The sequence below is a fragment of the Pseudonocardia xinjiangensis genome (genome assembly GCF_012911925.1).
Taxonomy (GTDB): Bacteria; Actinomycetota; Actinomycetes; order Mycobacteriales; family Pseudonocardiaceae; genus Pseudonocardia; species Pseudonocardia xinjiangensis.
In genome coordinates this window covers 1-17,761 of record NZ_JAAXKY010000033.1, presented here as the reverse complement: position 1 = coordinate 17,761, position 17,761 = coordinate 1, and the positions used below count along the sequence as shown (strand labels likewise).

The 17,761-nt window shown below is 71.0% G+C and carries 18 protein-coding genes and 1 pseudogene; 13 read left to right on the top strand and 6 right to left on the bottom strand.

The annotated features are described in order from the left end of the window. Positions 1–23 precede the first annotated feature (23 nt). Entirely contained in the window at positions 24–1,397 is a 1,374-nt protein-coding gene (locus HF577_RS12690) for an SAM-dependent methyltransferase (RefSeq protein ID WP_169396012.1), read from the top strand. After that, positions 1,394–2,224 (top strand): DUF1295 domain-containing protein, encoded by an 831-nt coding sequence (locus tag HF577_RS12685; protein WP_169396011.1) that lies wholly within the window; start codon positions 1,394–1,396, stop codon positions 2,222–2,224. Before HF577_RS12690 ends, HF577_RS12685 begins: the two co-directional genes overlap by 4 nt. Before the next feature lie 44 nt (positions 2,225–2,268). On the opposite strand, the gene HF577_RS12680 is transcribed toward HF577_RS12685, so the two are convergent. Then, the gene (locus HF577_RS12680; RefSeq protein WP_246266293.1) at positions 2,269–3,195 is read right to left on the bottom strand and encodes a COG4705 family protein; all 927 of its coding nucleotides are present in this window, start codon (positions 3,193–3,195) and stop codon (positions 2,269–2,271) included. 495 nt (positions 3,196–3,690) lie between these two features. Between HF577_RS12680 and HF577_RS40150 the strand changes: the two are divergent. Continuing rightward, positions 3,691–3,801, top strand: a pseudogene (locus HF577_RS40150) (DUF1003 domain-containing protein); the annotation flags it as partial. A 92-nt stretch (positions 3,802–3,893) separates the two neighbouring features. Here HF577_RS40150 and HF577_RS12670 read toward each other — a convergent pair. After that, entirely contained in the window at positions 3,894–4,667 is a 774-nt protein-coding gene (locus HF577_RS12670; RefSeq protein WP_211174183.1) for an alpha/beta fold hydrolase, read from the bottom strand. A 185-nt stretch (positions 4,668–4,852) separates the two neighbouring features. Between HF577_RS12670 and HF577_RS12665 the strand changes: the two genes are divergently transcribed. The 4 genes from HF577_RS12665 to HF577_RS12650 are packed head-to-tail and all read left to right on the top strand — an operon-like array spanning position 4,853 to position 6,873. After that, complete coding sequence (locus tag HF577_RS12665; protein WP_169396008.1) at positions 4,853–5,719, top strand: alpha/beta fold hydrolase; 867 nt, start codon at positions 4,853–4,855, stop codon at positions 5,717–5,719. Beyond that, the gene (locus tag HF577_RS39235) at positions 5,716–6,015 is read left to right on the top strand and encodes an SH3-like domain-containing protein (protein ID WP_211174182.1); all 300 of its coding nucleotides are present in this window, start codon (positions 5,716–5,718) and stop codon (positions 6,013–6,015) included. The genes HF577_RS12665 and HF577_RS39235 overlap by 4 nt, the downstream gene beginning before the upstream one ends. Beyond that, the gene (locus HF577_RS39230) at positions 6,008–6,289 is read left to right on the top strand and encodes an SH3-like domain-containing protein (protein WP_169396007.1); all 282 of its coding nucleotides are present in this window, start codon (positions 6,008–6,010) and stop codon (positions 6,287–6,289) included. Before HF577_RS39235 ends, HF577_RS39230 begins: the two co-directional genes overlap by 8 nt. Then, positions 6,286–6,873: a nitrile hydratase subunit alpha gene (locus tag HF577_RS12650; protein ID WP_169396006.1), complete on the top strand. Its 588-nt coding sequence runs from the start codon at positions 6,286–6,288 to the stop codon at positions 6,871–6,873. Before HF577_RS39230 ends, HF577_RS12650 begins: the two co-directional genes overlap by 4 nt. Positions 6,874–6,878: 5 nt before the next feature. Here the strand turns inward: HF577_RS12650 and HF577_RS12645 are convergent, their stop codons facing one another. The 3 genes from HF577_RS12645 to HF577_RS12635 all read right to left on the bottom strand — a co-directional run bounded on the left by HF577_RS12645 (position 6,879) and on the right by HF577_RS12635 (position 11,254). Further along, positions 6,879–8,783 (bottom strand): multicopper oxidase family protein, encoded by a 1,905-nt coding sequence (locus HF577_RS12645; RefSeq protein ID WP_211174181.1) that lies wholly within the window; start codon positions 8,781–8,783, stop codon positions 6,879–6,881. Between the two features lie 544 nt (positions 8,784–9,327). Next, positions 9,328–10,002: a response regulator transcription factor gene (locus HF577_RS12640; RefSeq protein ID WP_312859103.1), complete on the bottom strand. Its 675-nt coding sequence runs from the start codon at positions 10,000–10,002 to the stop codon at positions 9,328–9,330. Between the two features lie 34 nt (positions 10,003–10,036). Then, positions 10,037–11,254, bottom strand: a complete 1,218-nt coding sequence (locus HF577_RS12635; RefSeq protein ID WP_169396005.1) for a sensor histidine kinase — start codon at positions 11,252–11,254, stop codon at positions 10,037–10,039. A 248-nt stretch (positions 11,255–11,502) separates the two neighbouring features. Here HF577_RS12635 and HF577_RS12630 point away from each other — a divergent pair, with 248 nt between their 5' ends. The 6 genes from HF577_RS12630 (at position 11,503) to dhaK (ending at position 17,050) form a co-directional block, all read left to right on the top strand. After that, positions 11,503–11,643, top strand: coding sequence for a DUF6223 family protein (locus HF577_RS12630; protein ID WP_169395998.1), 141 nt, complete (start codon positions 11,503–11,505; stop codon positions 11,641–11,643). 168 nt (positions 11,644–11,811) lie between these two features. After that, complete coding sequence (locus tag HF577_RS12625; RefSeq protein ID WP_169396004.1) at positions 11,812–13,614, top strand: hybrid sensor histidine kinase/response regulator; 1,803 nt, start codon at positions 11,812–11,814, stop codon at positions 13,612–13,614. 70 nt (positions 13,615–13,684) lie between these two features. Beyond that, the gene (locus HF577_RS12620; protein WP_169396003.1) at positions 13,685–14,545 is read left to right on the top strand and encodes a class II fructose-bisphosphate aldolase; all 861 of its coding nucleotides are present in this window, start codon (positions 13,685–13,687) and stop codon (positions 14,543–14,545) included. A gap of 3 nt (positions 14,546–14,548) precedes the next feature. After that, positions 14,549–15,343, top strand: a complete 795-nt coding sequence (locus HF577_RS12615) for an HAD-IA family hydrolase (protein ID WP_169396002.1) — start codon at positions 14,549–14,551, stop codon at positions 15,341–15,343. 2 nt (positions 15,344–15,345) lie between these two features. After that, positions 15,346–15,999 (top strand): dihydroxyacetone kinase subunit DhaL, encoded by a 654-nt coding sequence (gene dhaL / locus HF577_RS12610; protein WP_169396001.1) that lies wholly within the window; start codon positions 15,346–15,348, stop codon positions 15,997–15,999. Between the two features lie 55 nt (positions 16,000–16,054). Beyond that, entirely contained in the window at positions 16,055–17,050 is a 996-nt protein-coding gene (gene dhaK, locus HF577_RS12605; RefSeq protein ID WP_169396000.1) for a dihydroxyacetone kinase subunit DhaK, read from the top strand. A gap of 4 nt (positions 17,051–17,054) precedes the next feature. Here the strand turns inward: dhaK and HF577_RS12600 are convergent. After that, positions 17,055–17,761 (bottom strand): polysaccharide lyase family 7 protein (locus HF577_RS12600; protein ID WP_169395999.1); only part of this gene is annotated, 707 nt, incomplete at its 5' end.

Below are 17,761 nucleotides of genomic sequence, written 5' to 3'. Positions count from 1 at the left end.
TCCGCCGGATCTCAGGAGACCCCATGCCCCGCCCCGTGGCCCCGCAGCTCGCCGGGCTCGTCGAACGCCTGATCGGCGCGCCGCTGCCGATCCGACTCCGCGCCTGGGACGGCAGCGAGGCCGGCCCCGGGGACGACCCGGATGCGCCCGTGGTGGTCGTCCGGCACCGCCGGGCGCTGCGGCGGCTGCTGTGGAACCCCGGCGAGATGGGTCTGGCGCGGGCGTTCGTGGCAGGCGAGCTGGCCGTCGACGGCGACATCGCCGAGGGCCTGTCGCGGTTCTGGAAGCTCGCGAGAGCCCAGAGCCTCGCGGGGGTGCGGCTGACCCGAGCCGATGTCGTGGACGCCGTCGCCGTCGCGGCCCGGCTCCGCGCCATCGGCCCTCGCCCGAAGCCCCCCGCGTCCGAGGCCCGGCTGTCCGGCGGCCTGCACACCCGCCGCCGCGACCGGGCCGCGATCGCGCACCACTACGACCTCTCCAACGAGTTCTACGAGTTCCTGCTCGACCCGCAGATGGCCTACTCCTGCGGGTACTGGACCCAGGAGGGCTCGCCCGGCTACGGGCTGGCCGACGCCCAGCGCGACAAGCTCGACCTGATCTGCCGCAAGCTCGGCCTGGCCCCGGGGATGCGGCTGCTCGACGTCGGCTGCGGCTGGGCGGCCCTGCTCGTCCACGCCGCGCAGCACTACGGCGTGCACGCCGTCGGCGTCACCCTGTCCGCGCAGCAGCAGGCGTACGGGCTCGCCCGCGTGCGGGCCATGGGGCTGGCCGACCGGGTGGAGATCCGGCTGCAGGACTACCGGGCCATCGGCGCCGACGTCCCCGAGCAGCCCTTCGACGCGATCGCGTCCATCGAGATGGGGGAGCACGTCGGCCAGGACAACTACCCGGTCTACGCGGCGCAGCTGCACAGGCTGCTGGCGACGCACGGCCGGCTGCTGCTGCAGCAGATGTCCCGCGGCGCGTCCGGCCACAACCCGGCGCCGGGCGGGGGAGCGTTCATGGAGCGCTACGTCGCGCCCGACATGTACATGCGGCCGCTCGGATCCACCGTCACCCTCCTCGAGGAGGCCGGGCTGGAGGTCGTCGACGTCCACTCGCTGCGCGAGCACTACGTCTGGACGGTCCGGCCCTGGCTCGACACGCTGCGGGAGCGGGAGGCGGAGGCCGTCGCGCTGATCGGCGAGGAGCAGTACCGCGTCTGGCTGCTCTACCTGGCGGGCGCGGCACTGGCGTTCGAGGAGAACCGGATGGGCGTGCACCAGATCCTCATGGTGCGCCCCGACGCAGCCGGGCGAACGGGCCTGCCGCGCAGCAGGCGGGCCGTGCTCGGAACGGACCCCGGCAGCACCCCCACCACGGCGAACGGCGTTCTCATCGCTCCGGAACTCCGGTGACGCCCTACCCGTGGGGTGCCGCGCTCACCAACCTCGTGGTCACCGCGGCCGTCGTCGTGGTGGTCTTCGCCGTGGCCCTGCTGGTCGCGGTGCGGGTGCGGGGCGGGCGCCACGACGGGATCGACGTCGTGTGGGGAGCCGGGTTCGCGATCGTCGCGGTCGCCACCCTGCTCCTGTCGGCCGGTGACGGCGACGCGTGGCGGCGTTGGCTGATCACCGTCCTGACCGTGGTGTGGGGAGTGCGGCTGGCGTGGCACATCGGGCGCCGCAACCACGGCACAGGTGAGGACCCCCGGTACGTCGCCATCCTCGCCGAGGCTCCCGGCCGTCCGGTCGCCCACATGGTCCGCAAGGTCTACCTCCCGCAGGCCGTGGTGCTGTGGATCGTGTCGCTGCCCGTCCAGCTCGGGCAGTACGGCTCCGCGGGCGGCGCACTGTCGACGGTCGTGACGGTCGTCGGCGTGCTGCTCTGGGCCGTCGGGTTCACCTTCGAGACCGTGGGCGACGCCCAGCTCGCGGCGTTCCGCGCCGACCCGTCGAACAAGGGCCGGGTGATGGACCGCGGGCTGTGGCGCTACACCCGCCACCCCAACTACTTCGGCGACTCCGCCGTCTGGTGGGGGCTCACCGTGCTGGGGCTGCACCACCTCGCCGGCCTGATCGGGCTCGTCGGGGCCGCGCTGATGACGTGGCTGCTGGTGCGGGGCACCGGGAAGAAGCTGCTGGAGCAGACGATCGGTGAGCGCCGCCCCGGCTACACCGACTACGTGCACCGCACCAGCGGGTTCCTCCCGCTGCCGCCCAGGAAGAAGAAGACGAGCTCGTGACCCGGGAGGTTCTCAAGCGCCGGAATGCCCGGTAGGGGATGCGCTCAGCTGCCCTGTTCGGCCGGTCTGGGTCTGCTGATCTGCCCCGCCCGTGAGTGAGCTGCACCGGCCTCGCCTGCGCCGGTGACGGAACCGGGGCGGGTCGTCGGGGTGATCACCGCTCCGTTCGGCTGCTGTGGCGCGCCGGTGCGCCCGTTGGTCGGGTACGGCAAGGGCTCCAGCGGGTGGCGGTGGACCTGTATGGCCTGGTAGGCGACCAGCGCGACGAGCAGGGCGAACAGCGCCACGGACGCCCACAACGTGCCCCAGCCGAGACCGCCTTCGTCGACCGGTTTGGTCAGCGAGTCACCACCGGCCGCCCCGAGCGGGCGGGTCAGGACGAACGCCAGCCAGAACAAGAGCATGGTGTTGATGTTCGTCAGGTAGTGGGCGCCCACGATCACCAGCATGATCGCGGCGATGATGAAGAAGGCGTTGTGGAACCCGAGGCCGGTGTCGTCGGACAGCCAGTCACCGGTGGCGGTGCCCAAGGTGTTCGACACCAGAATCGCGATCCAGTAGAGGATCTCGCCCCTGCGACTGGCGATGTTCTCCACGTCGTATGTCTGCCCGGTGCGCCACCACACCACGAAGATGATCGCCAGGAGGGTGGTGAGGATCAACGCGCCCCATCCGTAACCCACCCCGCTGGGGACGCTGGAGTCACCGGGCCCCCGGTCCAGGAAGTCCGAGACCTCGGTCCCCACCAGGCTGGTGCCCAGGACCACCGCCCAGAACAGCGCCGGACGGAACCGCTTCGCCCTGATCTGGAGCACCAGCACGACCACGAAGAACGCGAGAAAGATCAAGGCGGTGGCGACGTAGCCGACCCCGAGGGTGATCCCGAACAGGTCCCCGGCCGTCTCGCCCAGGGTGACCGCGATGATCTTCACAATCCAGAACAACAGCGTGACGTGCGGAAGCTTGCGCATCACGGAGTAGGCCAGATGGTCCGGAACGCTCCGACGGCCCGGTCCGGGCATCGTTGAGGACATTGTTCTCCCATCGAGATTAATGCCACGGTGGATGGCGAATACGCGCACGGTGCAGTCCGTGACCCGGATCGAAGATCTTTCGAATGTACCCGCGACTGCGTTAGCTATCGGCAAAAACGGTGGCGATTCGCTGTCAATTCCGTCGTTGGGCCCGATGTCCGGTATGCGCCTTCGGCGGGTAGGAGCTGGGCCGACGTATAACCGTCCGGAAGTAGAGAGTGAGCCCGGATGGTCTATTCCGAACGGATACGCGGAGGGACCGGAGCTGGTTCCACCGGCTCGGGCACCCGAGGCCGGAGACTGATGGGTATGACCAGCAGCGATGTGACCGGCGCGGCACGGAACCCGACGCGGTGGCGCCATCCGGCGAACCAGCGCCTGGACCGGCGCCGGCGGGGGGAACGGATCGCCGACCAGGTCACCACCGTGTTCGGGTCGTGGCGGTTCATCGTCATCCAGACCGCGATCGTGGCGGCGTGGATCGCCCTGAACCTGGTGGCGGTGGCCCAGCGGTGGGATCCCTACCCGTTCATCCTGCTCAACGCGCACGGCCGGGACTGCACCTGTGTCGGCCGGCTCGGACCGGACGCCGAAGACCTGCTGGCAGGCGTGTCGCGCGGTCTGTGACCTGGTGATCAGCCCTCGGGCATCGGTGCGTCGAGGAAGTGCAGCACCACGTCCAGGACCAGCTCGGTGCGGGCCAGGCCGAAGAAGTGCGTGGTCCCGGGGAACACTGCCAGCTGCGAGGCCGGGACGCCCTCGAAGTCGCCGTTGACGCCACCGCCCCGCAGCCGGAGGAACCGGACGGCGTGGTCGAGCGTGACCGCGTCGCAGTCCCCGACCGTGATCAGGGTCGGGGCGGCGATCCCCTCGATGTCGGCGTCGGACCAGCCGGTGAAGCCCTCGTCGAACGTCCCGAGCTTGTCGAGCAGGTCCTGCAGCTTGTCGGGGTGCGGCGACTTGGCGCGGTACGCCTGCTCCATCGGCGTTCCCGCGATCATCTCGACGGTCATCGAGCCGACCGCCCCGGCATTCTCCGGGCGGAGCCCGTCGCTGTTGAACGAGGCGGACGACACGATCACCTTGCGGACCAGCTCCGGGTGCTTGACGGCCAGGTGCAGGGCCGTCCCGCCGCCCACACTGAACCCGAAGACGTCGACCCGCGCGACGCCCAGGTGCTCGAGCACGCCCACGACGTCGGAGGCGAGGTCGGCGCACCTGAGCAGCCGGTCGGCGTCATTGGTCCGGCCGTGGCCCTGGAAGTCGACGGCGATCACCTGGCGCGTCGCTGACAGGCCGGGGAGCAGCTCACCGAACTGCAGGTCGATGTCGAACAACCCGCCGTGGAGCAGGAGCAGGGGTGTTCCGCCCGAGCCGTGGATCTCGTAGTACATCTGCAGGCCGTTCACCGGGGCGTATCCGGTTCGGGGTGCGGCACTGTCCGATATCGGCATTTCGCGAGTGTTCAGCCGTCCGGGCAACTTGGTCAACCACATTCGCCGACACGTCGGCGCGGCGCGTGCCGACCGATGAGTTCGAGGCCTGCCGGTGGTCGACACCGCTGTAGTCGACCCAGACGCCCAGGAGGCCGCCGATGACCACCACGATCGCCACCCACACCCTCGACGCGCCGGGTGCCACCATCATCTACGACGTGCGCGGCACCCTCGGTGCGGGCACGCCGCTGCTGCTCATCGGCTCCCCGATGGACGCGCAGGGCTTCGCCACGCTGGCCGGCCACTTCGCCGACCGCCCGGTCGTCACCTACGACCCCCGCGGCACCGCGCGCAGCACCCGGACCGACGGCCACGGCGAGATAACGCCCGACGACCATGCCGGTGACCTGCAGCGCGTCGTCGAGGCGATCGGTGGCGGCCCGGTCGATGTGCTCGCCAGCAGCGGCGGCGCGGTCAACGCACTGGCCTGGGTGGCCCGGCACGGCGAGCACGTGCGCACGCTGGTGGCCCACGAGCCCCCGCTGGCCACGATGCTGCCCGACCGTCAGGCCGTCACCTCGGCGATCGAGGACATGTACGAGACCTACCAGCGCGACGGGCTGGGTCCGGCGATGGCCAAGTTCCTCATCATCGTCAGCTACGACGGGGAGTTCCCCGACGGTTACCGGTTCCCGCCGGTCGACCCCGCGCAGTTCGGCCTTCCCGTCGAGGACGACGGCAGCCGCGACGACGCACTGCTCGGCCAGAACCTGCGCAACTGCACGGGCTACCAGCTCGACCTGGAGGCGCTGCGGGCGTCCGGCGCCCGCATCGTGCCGGCTCGTGGCGAGGCCTCCCACCAGACGCTGGCGGCACGCGGCGCCGACGCGGTCGCGGAGGCGCTCGGGGTCGAGCCCGCGCGCTTCCCCGGTGACCACGGCGGCTTCCTGGGCGGCGAGTACGGCATGCACGGTGAGCCGGACGCCTTCGCCCAGCGGCTGCGCGAGGTGCTCGACGGGGCGTGACGGTTACGCTGCACGCCATGGCGCGGGTGAACGACGTCGGTGGGCAGTCGGGCTTCGGACTGATCGCCGTGGAACCGGACGAGCCCCCGTTCCACGCCGACTGGGAGGCACGGGTGTACGCGCTCAACGTCGCGATGCTGCGGCAGGGGGTCTACAACCTCGACCAGTTCCGCGATGCGATCGAGCGGATGCCGCCTGCCGAGTACCTCGCCGCGTCGTACTACGAACGGTGGATGGCGGCCGTGGAGTCGTTGACGGCGGCTGCGGCTCCCGCGCCGCGTGCGGACGATGACTGAGCCCCGGTTCGCGATCGGCGACCGGGTTCGCGCACGAGCGGTGGACCCACCCCACCACACCCGGGTTCCCCGCTACGCGCGAGGCCAGGTGGGCGAGGTGGTGGAGATCCAGGGCACGTGGCCGCTGGCCGACGACCGGGCGCAGGGGTTCGCGGAGCCGCGGGTCGAGCCGGTGTACACGGTCCGGTTCCCCGCCGGGGCGCTCTGGGGGCCGCCGGGCGGCCACTGGGTGCAGGTGGAGTTGTGGGAGTCCTATCTGGAGGTCGTGGCGTGAGCGGGCACCACTCCGACTCGGAGATCGCCGTCCGGGTACGCAGGCTGGAGGAGCGGCTGATCGACGCCGGCCTCACCAGCGACGAGCAGCTCGACGGCATCATCGGGCAGATCCTGTCCGGTTCGCCGGCGAACGGGGCCCGGGTCGTGGCCCGCGCCTGGGTCGACCCCGCGTTCCGCGGGCGGCTGCTGGCCGACGCGAACCAGGCGCTGGGCGAGCTCGACCTGTCGATGAGCACCGGGCCGCAGACCCAACGGTTCACCGTCGTGGAGAACACCCCCACGGTGCACAACGTGCTGGTCTGCACGCTGTGCTCGTGCTACCCGATCGGGCTGCTCGGCCCCTCGCCGTCCTGGTACAAGAGCGAGGCCTACCGGGCGCGTGTGGTCCGGGAGCCGCGCGCGGTGCTGGCGGAGTTCGGGCTGGAGCTCCCCGCGGAGACGGAGATCGTCGTGCACGACACCAGTGCCGAGAGCAGGCACATGGTGCTTCCCCTGCGCCCGGAGGGCACGGCCGGCCTGGGCGAGGCCGACCTGTCGGCCCTGGTCACCCGGGAAGGGCTGATCGGAACAGCCGCGGTGTAGCGCGGTCAGCCGTTCATCATCGCCATCATCAGGTTCTGGATGGTCAGCACCGCGGGCGGCATGAGCACGAGCGGCCTCATCATGCCCTCGTCCTCGTGGTCGAGGATGTGGCAGTGGTACACGAACCGGCCGGTCTTCTCGCCGAACCGGCCGGCCACGGTGACCGCCTCGTTCACCGGCACGCCGACGGTGTCCTTCCAGCCGGACTCCGAGACCGCGATCGGCAGGGTCGCGCCGAGCGTGAGCGGCGTGGTCGTGCCACCGAGGGTGGCGTCCAGCCCGGCGGGGTCGAGGGCCCGGCGCTCGATCAGCTGGAAGTTCATCAGGTGGATGTGCATGGGGTGCACCAGCGGCCGACCGACCGGATCCACGTTGAGGAAGGTCCACTTCTCCCAGCTTCCCGACGCGGCGAAGAAGTTGGTGGTCTCCTCGAAGCTCTGGGCCGCGATGCGGAAGGTCCTCGTCCCGCCGGATAGCGCGATCTGGACGATCCCGGCGCCGGTCCTCGCCTTGGGGCCCGCGTCCACGAGCTCCGACATCTTCGGCATGCCGCTGGCGTCCATCGAGAGCATCACGAAGCGCTCGACCGCGTCCTTCGGCACGTCGGCGGCGGTGATCCGGGTGAAGCTGCTGAGCTTCTTCGGTGGTTGGTAGGCGGGGCCTTTCCGCGGGGCGCCGGCGACCCGGAACTGCATGACCTCGGGGAACGGGATGCCGGCCCCGGGAGCCGGGCTGCCGGCCGGAACGGTGGGGATGGTGTTGACGAGCCGGAGGTTCTTTCCGGCGAACCCGGCGAAGTCGATCAGCAGGTCCACCCGTTCCGCGGCGTTGATCGTCAGCACCCCGTCGACCGGGTGGGCCCTGTCGAGCAGGCCCCCGTCGGTGCCGATCACCTGGATGGCGCCCGTGACCGGCTTGCCGGTCTTCTCGTCGAGAACGGCCAGTGCGTAGCCGCGCGAGACCGAGGCGTTCACCATCCGGAAGCGGTAGGCCCGGGCCTCCACCTCCAGGTACGGCCACACCACACCGTTCACCATGGTGAACGGGCCGGTCGTCGAGACGGCCGGCGGCATGGCCCCGGGCGTGACGGGCCCGGCCAGGACCCGCTTGACCAGGATCTGGCCGTTGATCCGGCCGGCGGGGTCCGTGTCGAAGTTGATGTCCGCGAGCATCAGCGGGATCTCGTACGCACCGCTCGGCAGGCCGAGGTGCTCCTCGTCCGGGTCCCGGATGATGTAGTTGCCGATCAGCCCGGCCGTCACGTTCAGGGCGGTGATCGGCATGGCGTGGTCGTGGTAGAAGAGGTGGGCTGCCGCGTCCCCGTTGGGGTACTCGCAGAGCTGCACACCACCGGGCGTGACCCCGGCGTCGGGTAGCCCGTCGGCAACGGCGTTCTGCTGTCCGCCATGGACGTGGACCGAGGTCCACGGCGTCAGCCGGGTGAGCTCGGAGCGCGCCGGAGCCCCCTGCGCGCCGGGCGGGTTGGCGGCCGAGACACCGGGCGGCGGGCCCACGGGCTGCACGAAGACGCCCTTCACCGGGCTGGTGCCGGTGAGCTCGTTCTGCCACGCGATCCGGACCTTCTGACCGCTCTCCACCTCGATCGTGGGGCCGGGGTAGTGGCCCTCGTACGTCCACATCGGAGTGGTCGGCAGCTGGGAGTGCAGCCGGACCTTCTGGGCGACGAGCTTCACCACGTTCGTCACGCCGGTCCGTGGCTTGAGTGTGGGAGGTATCCGCAGGGGGTCCAGGAACGGGGTCAGCGTGGAGACCTGCGGACTCGACGGGCCGTTCGGCAGCGCACCCGACCCCGCAGCGCTCCGCGACATCTCGTTCGCCGACGCCCTGCTGACGTCGCCGCTCAGCAGTTGGGTTCCCCCGTAGACGGCCGCCGCCGCGGCCCCGGTCATTCCGATGAAACTACGTCGACTGTGTTTATCCACAGTGTGGAAACTTTCGCATGGACCACTCCGTCGGATGGTGGGAACCGGCATTTCCGAGGCGGCTCGTGGTATGTCTGCGAGCCATCTGGGGTAATTGTGCGCGACCGGACGACCGCGCGCGGACAGCCAAGATGTCGGATCGGGCGGATAACAGCGATCCCTGTTTCTCTCCCGTGCCTGACCGCCCGACGCACGGGTTGCATGCGGGGAGTCCTTATTCACTTACGCGTATGAAACCTGGCGAGTTCAGCTTGTGAAACATGGCGCACGTCACAACGTCGACGATCGGGGGACGCCCCACGCAAAAGATGCGGAAACGGCCTGGATCGCCCGGAAATAGATGACCGCCTCAGTCAGCTGGGTAGCGGTTCCGACCGGTACGTAAGTCGTTTGTTTCATTGCGCCGCGCATCCAGACAGGTGGCCGTCACGAAATGATCAGGGGATCAGCTCGCGCCGGGAGGGCTCCGCGTGCCGAGCCGGCCTGCGGAGCTGCTGCCTGCTGCGCGGGGTCATGGGGCGGGGTCGGGCGGTTCGACCAGGCGGTGCTGGTAGGCCAGGGCGACCAACTGGGCGCGGTCGCGGGCGCCGAGTTTCGTCATGGCCCGGCTGACGTGGGTCTTGACGGTGGCGTGGCTGATGGTGAGGGCGTTGGCGATGTCGGTGTTGCTCAGGCCGTGGGCCACGAGTCCGACGACCTGTTTCTCCCGGGCGGTGAGCTGGGCCAGTGCGTCGGCGTCGAGCCGCGGGGTCCGGTGGGTGAGCCGGGCGATCAGCCGGCGGGTCAGGCCGGGGGAGAGGAGGGCCTCGCCGCCGGTGACGACGCGGATGCCGTGCAGCAGTTGGCGGGGTTCGGTGTTCTTGATCAGGAAGCCTGCGGCACCGGCTCCGAGTGCCTCGATCACGTACTCGTCGTGGTCGAAGGTGGTGAGGATGAGCACGTGGACGTCGGCGAGGTCCGGGTCGTCGGCGATCTGCCGGGTGGCGCGCAGCCCGTCGACGCCGGGCATCCTGATGTCCATCAGCACGACGTCGGGGCGGGTCTGGCGGGCCAGGTCCACCGCGGTGGCTCCGTCGGCGGCCTGGCCGACCACGATCATGCCGGGCTCGTTGTCGATGAGTACCCGGAAGCCGCCCCGGACGAGGGCTTCGTCGTCGGCGATGAGCACACGGATGGGCTCGGTCACCGCTTCGCACCCCGGAAGTTCGCGCACGGGGACATCATCGCGGGTTCGGTACGGGCAGCTCGGCGCACACCTCGAAGCCACCGTCGGGGTGCGGCGCCGCGGTGAGCCGGCCGGACAGCGCGCGGGCCCGCTCGCGCATCCCGTCGATGCCGTGCCCGTGCTGCTCCGCCTCGGTGTGGTGGGTGTCGGCGCCGGTACCGGGGCCGTCGTCGTGGATCCGGATGAGCAGCCGCGCCGGCTCGTGCCCCAGCGTCAGCCGCACGGTGCGAGCCCCGGCATGGCGGAGCACGTTGGTCAGCGCTTCCTGGACGATCCGGTAGGCGGCCAGATCGACGGGGGCGGGCAGCCGCCGCGGGTCGCCGTCGACGGTCAGCTCCACCCGTAGGCCTGCGGCCTCTGCGGTGTCGAGCAGCTCGGAGAGCCGGTCGAGCCCGCCCCGGGGCGCCCGCGGCTGCCCGGCTTCCTCCGCTGTGGACGTATCCGTGCGCAGGATGCCGAGGATGGTCTTGACGTCGGTGAGGCCCTCGTCGCAGATCTTCTTGATCGTGGTGAGGGCCTCGCGGGCCTGACCGGGGCGTTGTTCGATGACGTGCAGACCCACCCCGGCCTGCACGCTGATCGTGGCCATGGTGTGGCCGAAGACGTCGTGCAGTTCGCGGGCGATGCGCAGCCGTTCCTCGGCCGCGATCCGGCGGCCCCGCTCCTCGCGGCTGCGGGCCTCCCGGGCGAACCGGGCGCGGGTGGCCGCGAGCACCGCCCGGTTGTAGCCGACGGCCGCCCCGGCGCTGCCCGCGGTGGCCACCAGGAGGGCCACCTCGGGGACCACGCCGGCGGTCTCGGCGTCGCCGAGCACCACCCGGATCGCGATGATCTGGATCAGCGCGGTGGGCACGGCGCCCGCGACACCCCACCGCCAGCCCTGGTGGGCCGCGAGGGTGTAGCAGCCGATCAGCGGCGCCAGCGTGATCAGCCGCCCGGGATAGGCGCCGAGGAACCAGACGAGGGGCACGGCGTTGAGCACGAGCAGCGCCGCGATCGGGTAGCGGCGGCGCACCGCGACCGCGGCGGCGGCCGCCGCCGCCAGCGCGACCGCTCCGGCGTCCAGAGGAGCCGGGCTCGCGGCCGCCGCGGGCCCGACCCCGGCGACCGCGGCGGCGAGGAGCCCGGCTGCCACACCGACACCGAGACCCGCGTCGGCCACGACCGGCGAGAGCCCGCCGCGGCGCACCGCCTCACGCACGGTGATGACCATTCTCCGCCCTTCGATCCGGGACCAACCGGACACCTGCCCGGATCATCTTGCGGGTGCCACCGCGGGATGTGCATCCACCGGGCGTGGTGTCCCGGCACTACCGCACTGGGCGGGGGCGGCTACCACCGGCGGCTGACCGTACGTCGGGGGCGGCAGCCGGGAGACACCACGCTCGCCCGACGCGCAGGCGCCACCCGCCCACCACTATCGGACACCAGATCCACAAACCTGGCGAAAAGGACCCCCCGATGTCCGTCCAACACCTGATCGCCGTCGCTGTCATCGGCCCCGGCTCCGGCCGGCTCGGAGCCAACCTGGCCGCGGCGGTGGCACTGATCGGCCTGGTACTCGGCGGGCTGACCCTCGCCCGCTCCCGCCACGCCGGCTGACCGGACACCGGTGCCGCACCATGCCGGTGGCGACGACCGCCAAGGTGCGGACCGTGGTGACCAGCCGTTCGAGGGGGAACCGGGCAGCGCCGGCGCGGCTACCATCCGAAACATGGGTGACCGACGCCAGCGCGTGGCCGGGCGGCCGGGGTGAGCGGTGAGGAGACCGTGGCCCTCGGGGGTCGGCAGCGCGCCCGGGTCAGTCCGCACGAGCAGGTCGACGCTCTGACCGGAGCCGTCGAGGACCTCGCCGGTCAGTTCAGCCTGCAGCCATTGTTGCACCGCATCCTGCGGCGGGCGGTCGTGCTCCTCGGCGGCGACGCGGGCTCGATCTCCACCGTCGACGAGGCGGCCGGAACCTATCGCAAGCAGGTCGACCTCGGCGTCGGCTGCCAGGAGGGCAAGGTCTTCTCGCTGAGGGAGGGCGCCACCGGCGCGGTCGTCGCCAACCGGGCGCCGGTGGTGTTCGACAGCTACTCCCAGGTCAGCGGGGGCCACGTCGCCCCGTCCGACCGGACCCGCCTGCACGCCACCGTCGCGGTGCCCATCGAGTGGGGCGGCGAGATCATCGGGGCGTGCGTCGTGTTCAGCACCGATCCGCAGGTCCGGTTCCGGGACGAGGACATCGAGCTGCTGGGCCTGTTCGCCACCCACGCCGCCATCGCCATCGTCAACGCGAGGCTGCACGCCGAGGCCGCCGAGCGGGCCCGGCGACTGGCCGTGGGCGCCGAGCGGGAGCGGGTGGTCCGCGACGTCCACGACACCGTGGCCCGGGCACTCGGGTCGATCCTCCTGCATCTCGACGCCTGCGCCGAGCCGGTCGGCTCGGCGCACATCGCCGCGGCACGGGAGGCGGCCCGCGTCGCGCTCGCCGAGACCCGGCGGACCGTGCTCGGCCTCGGGCCCGCCCTGCTCGAGCAGGGCTCGCTCGAGGACGCCGTCGCCGTCGAGCTCGCGTGGGCACGCTCGACCACGGCGCTGCGCACCGACCTCGTCGTCACCGGTGAGCCGCCGCCGTTGGCGCCCGAGATCAGCCAGCAGGCACTACGCCTGGTCCAGGAGGCGCTCACCAACGTCGTCACCCATGCCAGGGCGGCGTCGGTCCGGGTCGGGATGATGTACGGCGCCGAGGACGTCGCCGTCGTCGTCGAGGACGACGGGGCCGGGTTCGACCCGGCCGTGCTCACCGATCGCCGCCGGTCCGGCCTCGGCCTGCACGGCATCGTGGCGAGGGCGCACCGGCTCGGCGCCGAGCTCGAGATCGAGTCGACGCCGGGGTGGGGCACGCGGGTCCGGGCGCGGATCCCCTACGAGCCACGCGATGCGGGCAGCGCGGTCCGCGCTGACGTGCCGTGGCGCGTACTGGTCGTCGACGTGCGGCCCGTCGTGCGAGCGGGCCTCGTCCGGCTGCTGGCCCAGGCCGAGCCCGACATCGTGGTCGTGGGCGAGATCGGGGACGCGCGCGAGGTGGTCGACGCGGTGCGGGTGCTCGACCCCCACGTCGTACTGGTCGACCTGCGGATGCCGGTGCTCGACGGCGCCCGGCTGACCTCCTACATCCGCGCCGCCGGACCGGGGGTCTCGGTGCTCGTGATCACCGACGACCTGTCCGACGAACTGCTGCGCGACGCCGTGCACGCCGGTGCCTCCGGGTGCATCGGGACCGACCTGGACGGCTCGGCGCTCGCGCGTGCCGTGCTGGCCGCGGCCCGCCGGGACGCGCCGCTCACCGAGACCGTGCTCGGCACCTTCCGGGAGCGCGACCGCGCGGGCAACGGCCGGCTCACCAGCCGCGAGCGCGAGGTCCGCACCCTGGTGGAGCTCGGCATGCGCGACAAGCAGATCGCCGACCGGCTCGGGATCTCGGCGAAGACCGTCGAGAAGCATGTGGGTGCACTGCTGCGCAAGACCGGTGCACCCAACCGGACGTCGCTGGCCCGCTGGACGGACCTGTCCGGCGCAACGCGGTAGGGATTTCCCCTAGTCGAAGATGGGGAGAACCACGCCTGGAAATGCGATGGCGCCTGGCTAGCCTGAATCCGTGCCCGTCGTGACGCTCAAGGACATCCTGTCCGATGCCTTCGACAAACGGTACGGTGTGCCCGCGATCAACGTGTTCAACGACCTGACTCTCGAGGCCGTTCTCGCGGCGGCCGTCGAGAAGTCGTCGCCGTTGATCGTGCAGACATCGGTCAAGACCGTGAAGTCGATCGGTGTCGATGTGTTCTATTCCATGTGGACCGCGATGACCGCGGGGATCGAGGTTCCGGTCGCCCTGCACCTCGACCACTGCCCGGAGCGCGAGGTCATCACGACGTGCCTCGACCGCGGCTGGAACTCGGTGCTGTTCGACGCCTCCCACCTGCCCGTCGAGGAGAACACCCGGCAGACCATCGAGGTCGTCGCCGAGGCCCGCAGGCACGGCGCGCACGTCGAGGGGGAGATCGAGTCGATCACCGGGGTGGAGGACGGGATCGGGTCCGACACGGTGGCGCGGCGCCAGGACCTGCAGGTCGCCCTCGACTTCCTCGAGGCCACCCAGGTCGACGTCTTCGCGCCGTCGATCGGCAATGCGCACGGCACGTACAAGGCCGCGCCTCAGCTGGATTTCCAGCGGGTCTCCGACATCGTCGCCGTCCATCCCGTCCCCATCGCGTTGCACGGCGGGAGCGGTCTTTCCGACGAGCAGTTCCGCGATTTGATCGACCGCGGCTGCGCGAAGGTCAACATCTCCACAGCGCTCAAGGAGACCTTCATGAAGTCGAGTCTCGCTTTTCTGCAGGAGACCGCGGCCAAGGACAAATGGGACCCGCCGTCGCTGTTCCGGTCGGTGCGGCAGGAGGCCGTCGACATGGCCGGGTCGCTGATGGAGCTGTTCGGCAGCGCCGGCCGAGTCGGCTGACCCGTGCCCGCCCTCGTCTTCGACTGCGACGGTGTCCTCGCCGACACCGAGCGCTACGGCCACCTGCCCGCCTTCAACGCGACGTTCGAGGAGTTCGGCCTTCCCGTCCGCTGGAGCGAGGCGGAGTACGGCGAGAAGCTCCTGGTCGGCGGCGGCAAGGAGCGGATGGCCACGATGCTGACGCCCGACTTCCTCGCCGCGGCCGGGCTCCCGTCCGACCCCGGTGAGCTCGCCGAGCACCTCGCGAGCTGGCACCGCCGCAAGACCGAGATCTACACCGGGATCATCGCGGGCGGATCGATCCCGCCGCGGCCGGGGGTGCGGCGGATCGCGGAGGAGGCCGCCGACGCCGGCTGGTCGCTCGCCGTGGCGTCCACGTCGGCCGAGGTCTCGGTGTGCAGCGTCCTCGCGCACGTGATGGGCGACGCGCTGGCCGGCCGGTTCGCCGTCTTCGCAGGCGACATCGTCCCCCACAAGAAGCCCGCCCCCGACATCTACCTGCTCGCCGTGTCGGAGCTGGGGGTGTCGCCGGATGACGTCGTGGTCGTGGAGGACAGCCGCAACGGGATGCTCGCCGCGCTCGACGCCGGGCTCGCCTGCGTGGTCACCCCCAGCAGCTACACGGGCGGAGAGGACTTCACCGGCGCCACGCTCGTGGTGTCGTCGCTCGGCGACCCGCAGGAGACCACACGGGTGCTCGACGACCCGTTGGGGCTCGACCCGACGCCGTTCGTCCGCCTCGACCACCTCCGGACGCTCCTCACCGAGGCTGCGCCGCGCCCGTCCAGCAGGGAGTGAGCATGACGTCGCCGTCATCAGCGAATCTCGAGTTCGTCGTCCGTACGATCGCGCAGACCGCCGTGGACAACGAGCGAGCGTTCGGTGAGCTGGACGCGGTCGTCGGCGACGGCGACTTCGGCTACTCCCTGGCTCGCGGGTTCGAGATCGTGCTGGCCGACTGGGACTCCTTCGACCGCACCGAGGCGTCGGGGCTGCTGCAGAAGATCGCCCTGACCATCTCCAAGCGGGTCGGTGGCACGTCCGGCCCGCTGTGGGGCACGGCGTTCCTCCGGGCGTCCGCGGCGGTGAAGGGGAAAACGGAGCTGACCGGCGAGGATGCCGTCGCGATGCTCCGGGGTGCCGCCGAGGGGATCAAGAAGAGGGGCAACTCCGACGTCGGCGACAAGACGCTCCTGGACGCGCTCGTACCGATGACGGACGCGATCGCCGAGCGGCTCGCCGCCGACCCGGCGACGCCCGCCCCCGAGGTCGCGAAGGTCGCCGCGGGCGCCGCCCGGGCCGCCGCCGACGCGACGACATCCATGCAGGCGAGGCGGGGCCGTGCGAGCTACACGGGTGAGCGCAGCGTCGGATCACCCGATGCGGGTGCTGTCGCCGTCGCGGTGATGGCCGAACGTGTCGCCCAGACCTGGCCGGGATCGGCGAGCTCCTGAGCAGCCCGAACGCAGGACGGCGAGTCCCTCAACGACGAGACCGATGGAGTACCGCATGAAGAAGTTCGTCAACGACCCGAAGAACTACGTGCCGGAGATGCTGGAGGGCCTGGCGCTGGCCAACCCGGACACCCTCCGCTACGTCCCGGACTACAACCTCATCATGCGGGCCGATGCCCCGCGTGCGGACAAGGTCTCGATCATCCAGGGGTCCGGGTCCGGTCACGAGCCCGCCCACGTCATGGCCGTCGGCCCCGGCATGCTCGACGCCGCCTGCCCGGGTGACGTGTTCGCCGCCCCGCCCACCGACTACGTCTACGAGACGATCAAGCTGCTCGGCACTCCCAAGGGCGTGCTGCTACTGGTGAACAACTACACCGGCGACCGGATGGCCTTCGACATGGCCCAGGAGCTCGCCGAGGCCGAGGACGTCAACGTCCGCACGCTGTTCATCGACGACGACGTCTCGGTCCAGGACTCCACCTACACCGTCGGCCGACGGGGTGTGGCGGGCAACTTCTTCGTGATGAAGGCGGTCGGGGCAGCGGCCGAGCGCGGTGCCGACCTCGACGAGATCTACCGGATCGGGGAGAAGGTCAACAGCGTCACCCGGACGATGGGCATGGCCCTCACCGCATGCACGCCGCCCGCTAAGGGGGCACCCCTGTTCGACCTGCCGGCCGACGAGATCGAGATGGGCGTCGGCATCCACGGCGAACCGGGCCGCCGGCGGGTGAAGCTGATGCCGGCCGACGAGATCGTCGACGAGCTGCTCGACGCCGTGGTGACCGACCTGCCGTTCGAGTCCGGCGACCGGGTCGCCCTCATGGTCAACGGCCTGGGCGGCACCCCGATCAGCGAGCTGTACATCGTCTACCGGCGGGCCCACAACCAGCTCGCCGACCGCGGTATCACCGTGGGCCGCAACTACGTCGGCGAGTACTGCACGTCGCTGGACATGGCAGGCGCGTCGATCACCCTCGTCCGGCTCGACGACGAGATCGAGTCCCTGCTCGCCGACCCGGCGGAGATCGCGATCCGGGTGTTCTGACCGCTCACATGGAGTGCTGGACCTGCAGCGAGTAGATGACGACCTCGCCCTCGGCGTCGGGGCTGTCGCCCGTGTCGGTGTTGGACAGGACGTAGGCACCGGCCTTGAAGTACCACCCCGAGCCGCTCAACGGGATGTCGGTGGCGAGCTTGCCGTTGTAGAAGACCTGGATGTGGCTGTCGGCGGCGACGAGCTTGAGGTCGTACGGCGTGCCGAGCTTGTAGGCGGGGTCGATGGTGACCCTGGTGGAGTCCCTGCCGTACTCGGCCACGAGACGCTGACCGATGAGCCGGATCAGCACCACGTCGTTCTTGGCGTCGTGGATCTGGGCACCCACCACCTCTGGCTTGGCCGGGGGCAGCTTCGTGAAGGCTTCGCGGACGGTGAGCGTGTGGGTGCCGCTGGTGTTCGACCAGCTGGCCTTGTCCGCCCCTGTCATCTCGCGGAGCTCGGAGCGCGGGTAGTCGCTGCCCGACGTGGTCGCGCCGCCGGCGTTGGCGGCGAAGACCACGCCGTCCTTGGCGTCGTCGAGGTGGAACCAGGGCCCGCTGAACGTGGCGAGATCCGGTTGGTGGACCTGGTCCGGGTCGCCGTCGTCCCCGGTGGGCAGGGTGAGGTACCAGTTCGAGAGGTCGAGGAGATCGGCCGGGTAGCGCGCACCCGGCTTCGGCGGACCGCCCGGTTCCGGGGTTGCGGGGGCCGGGGTCGCGG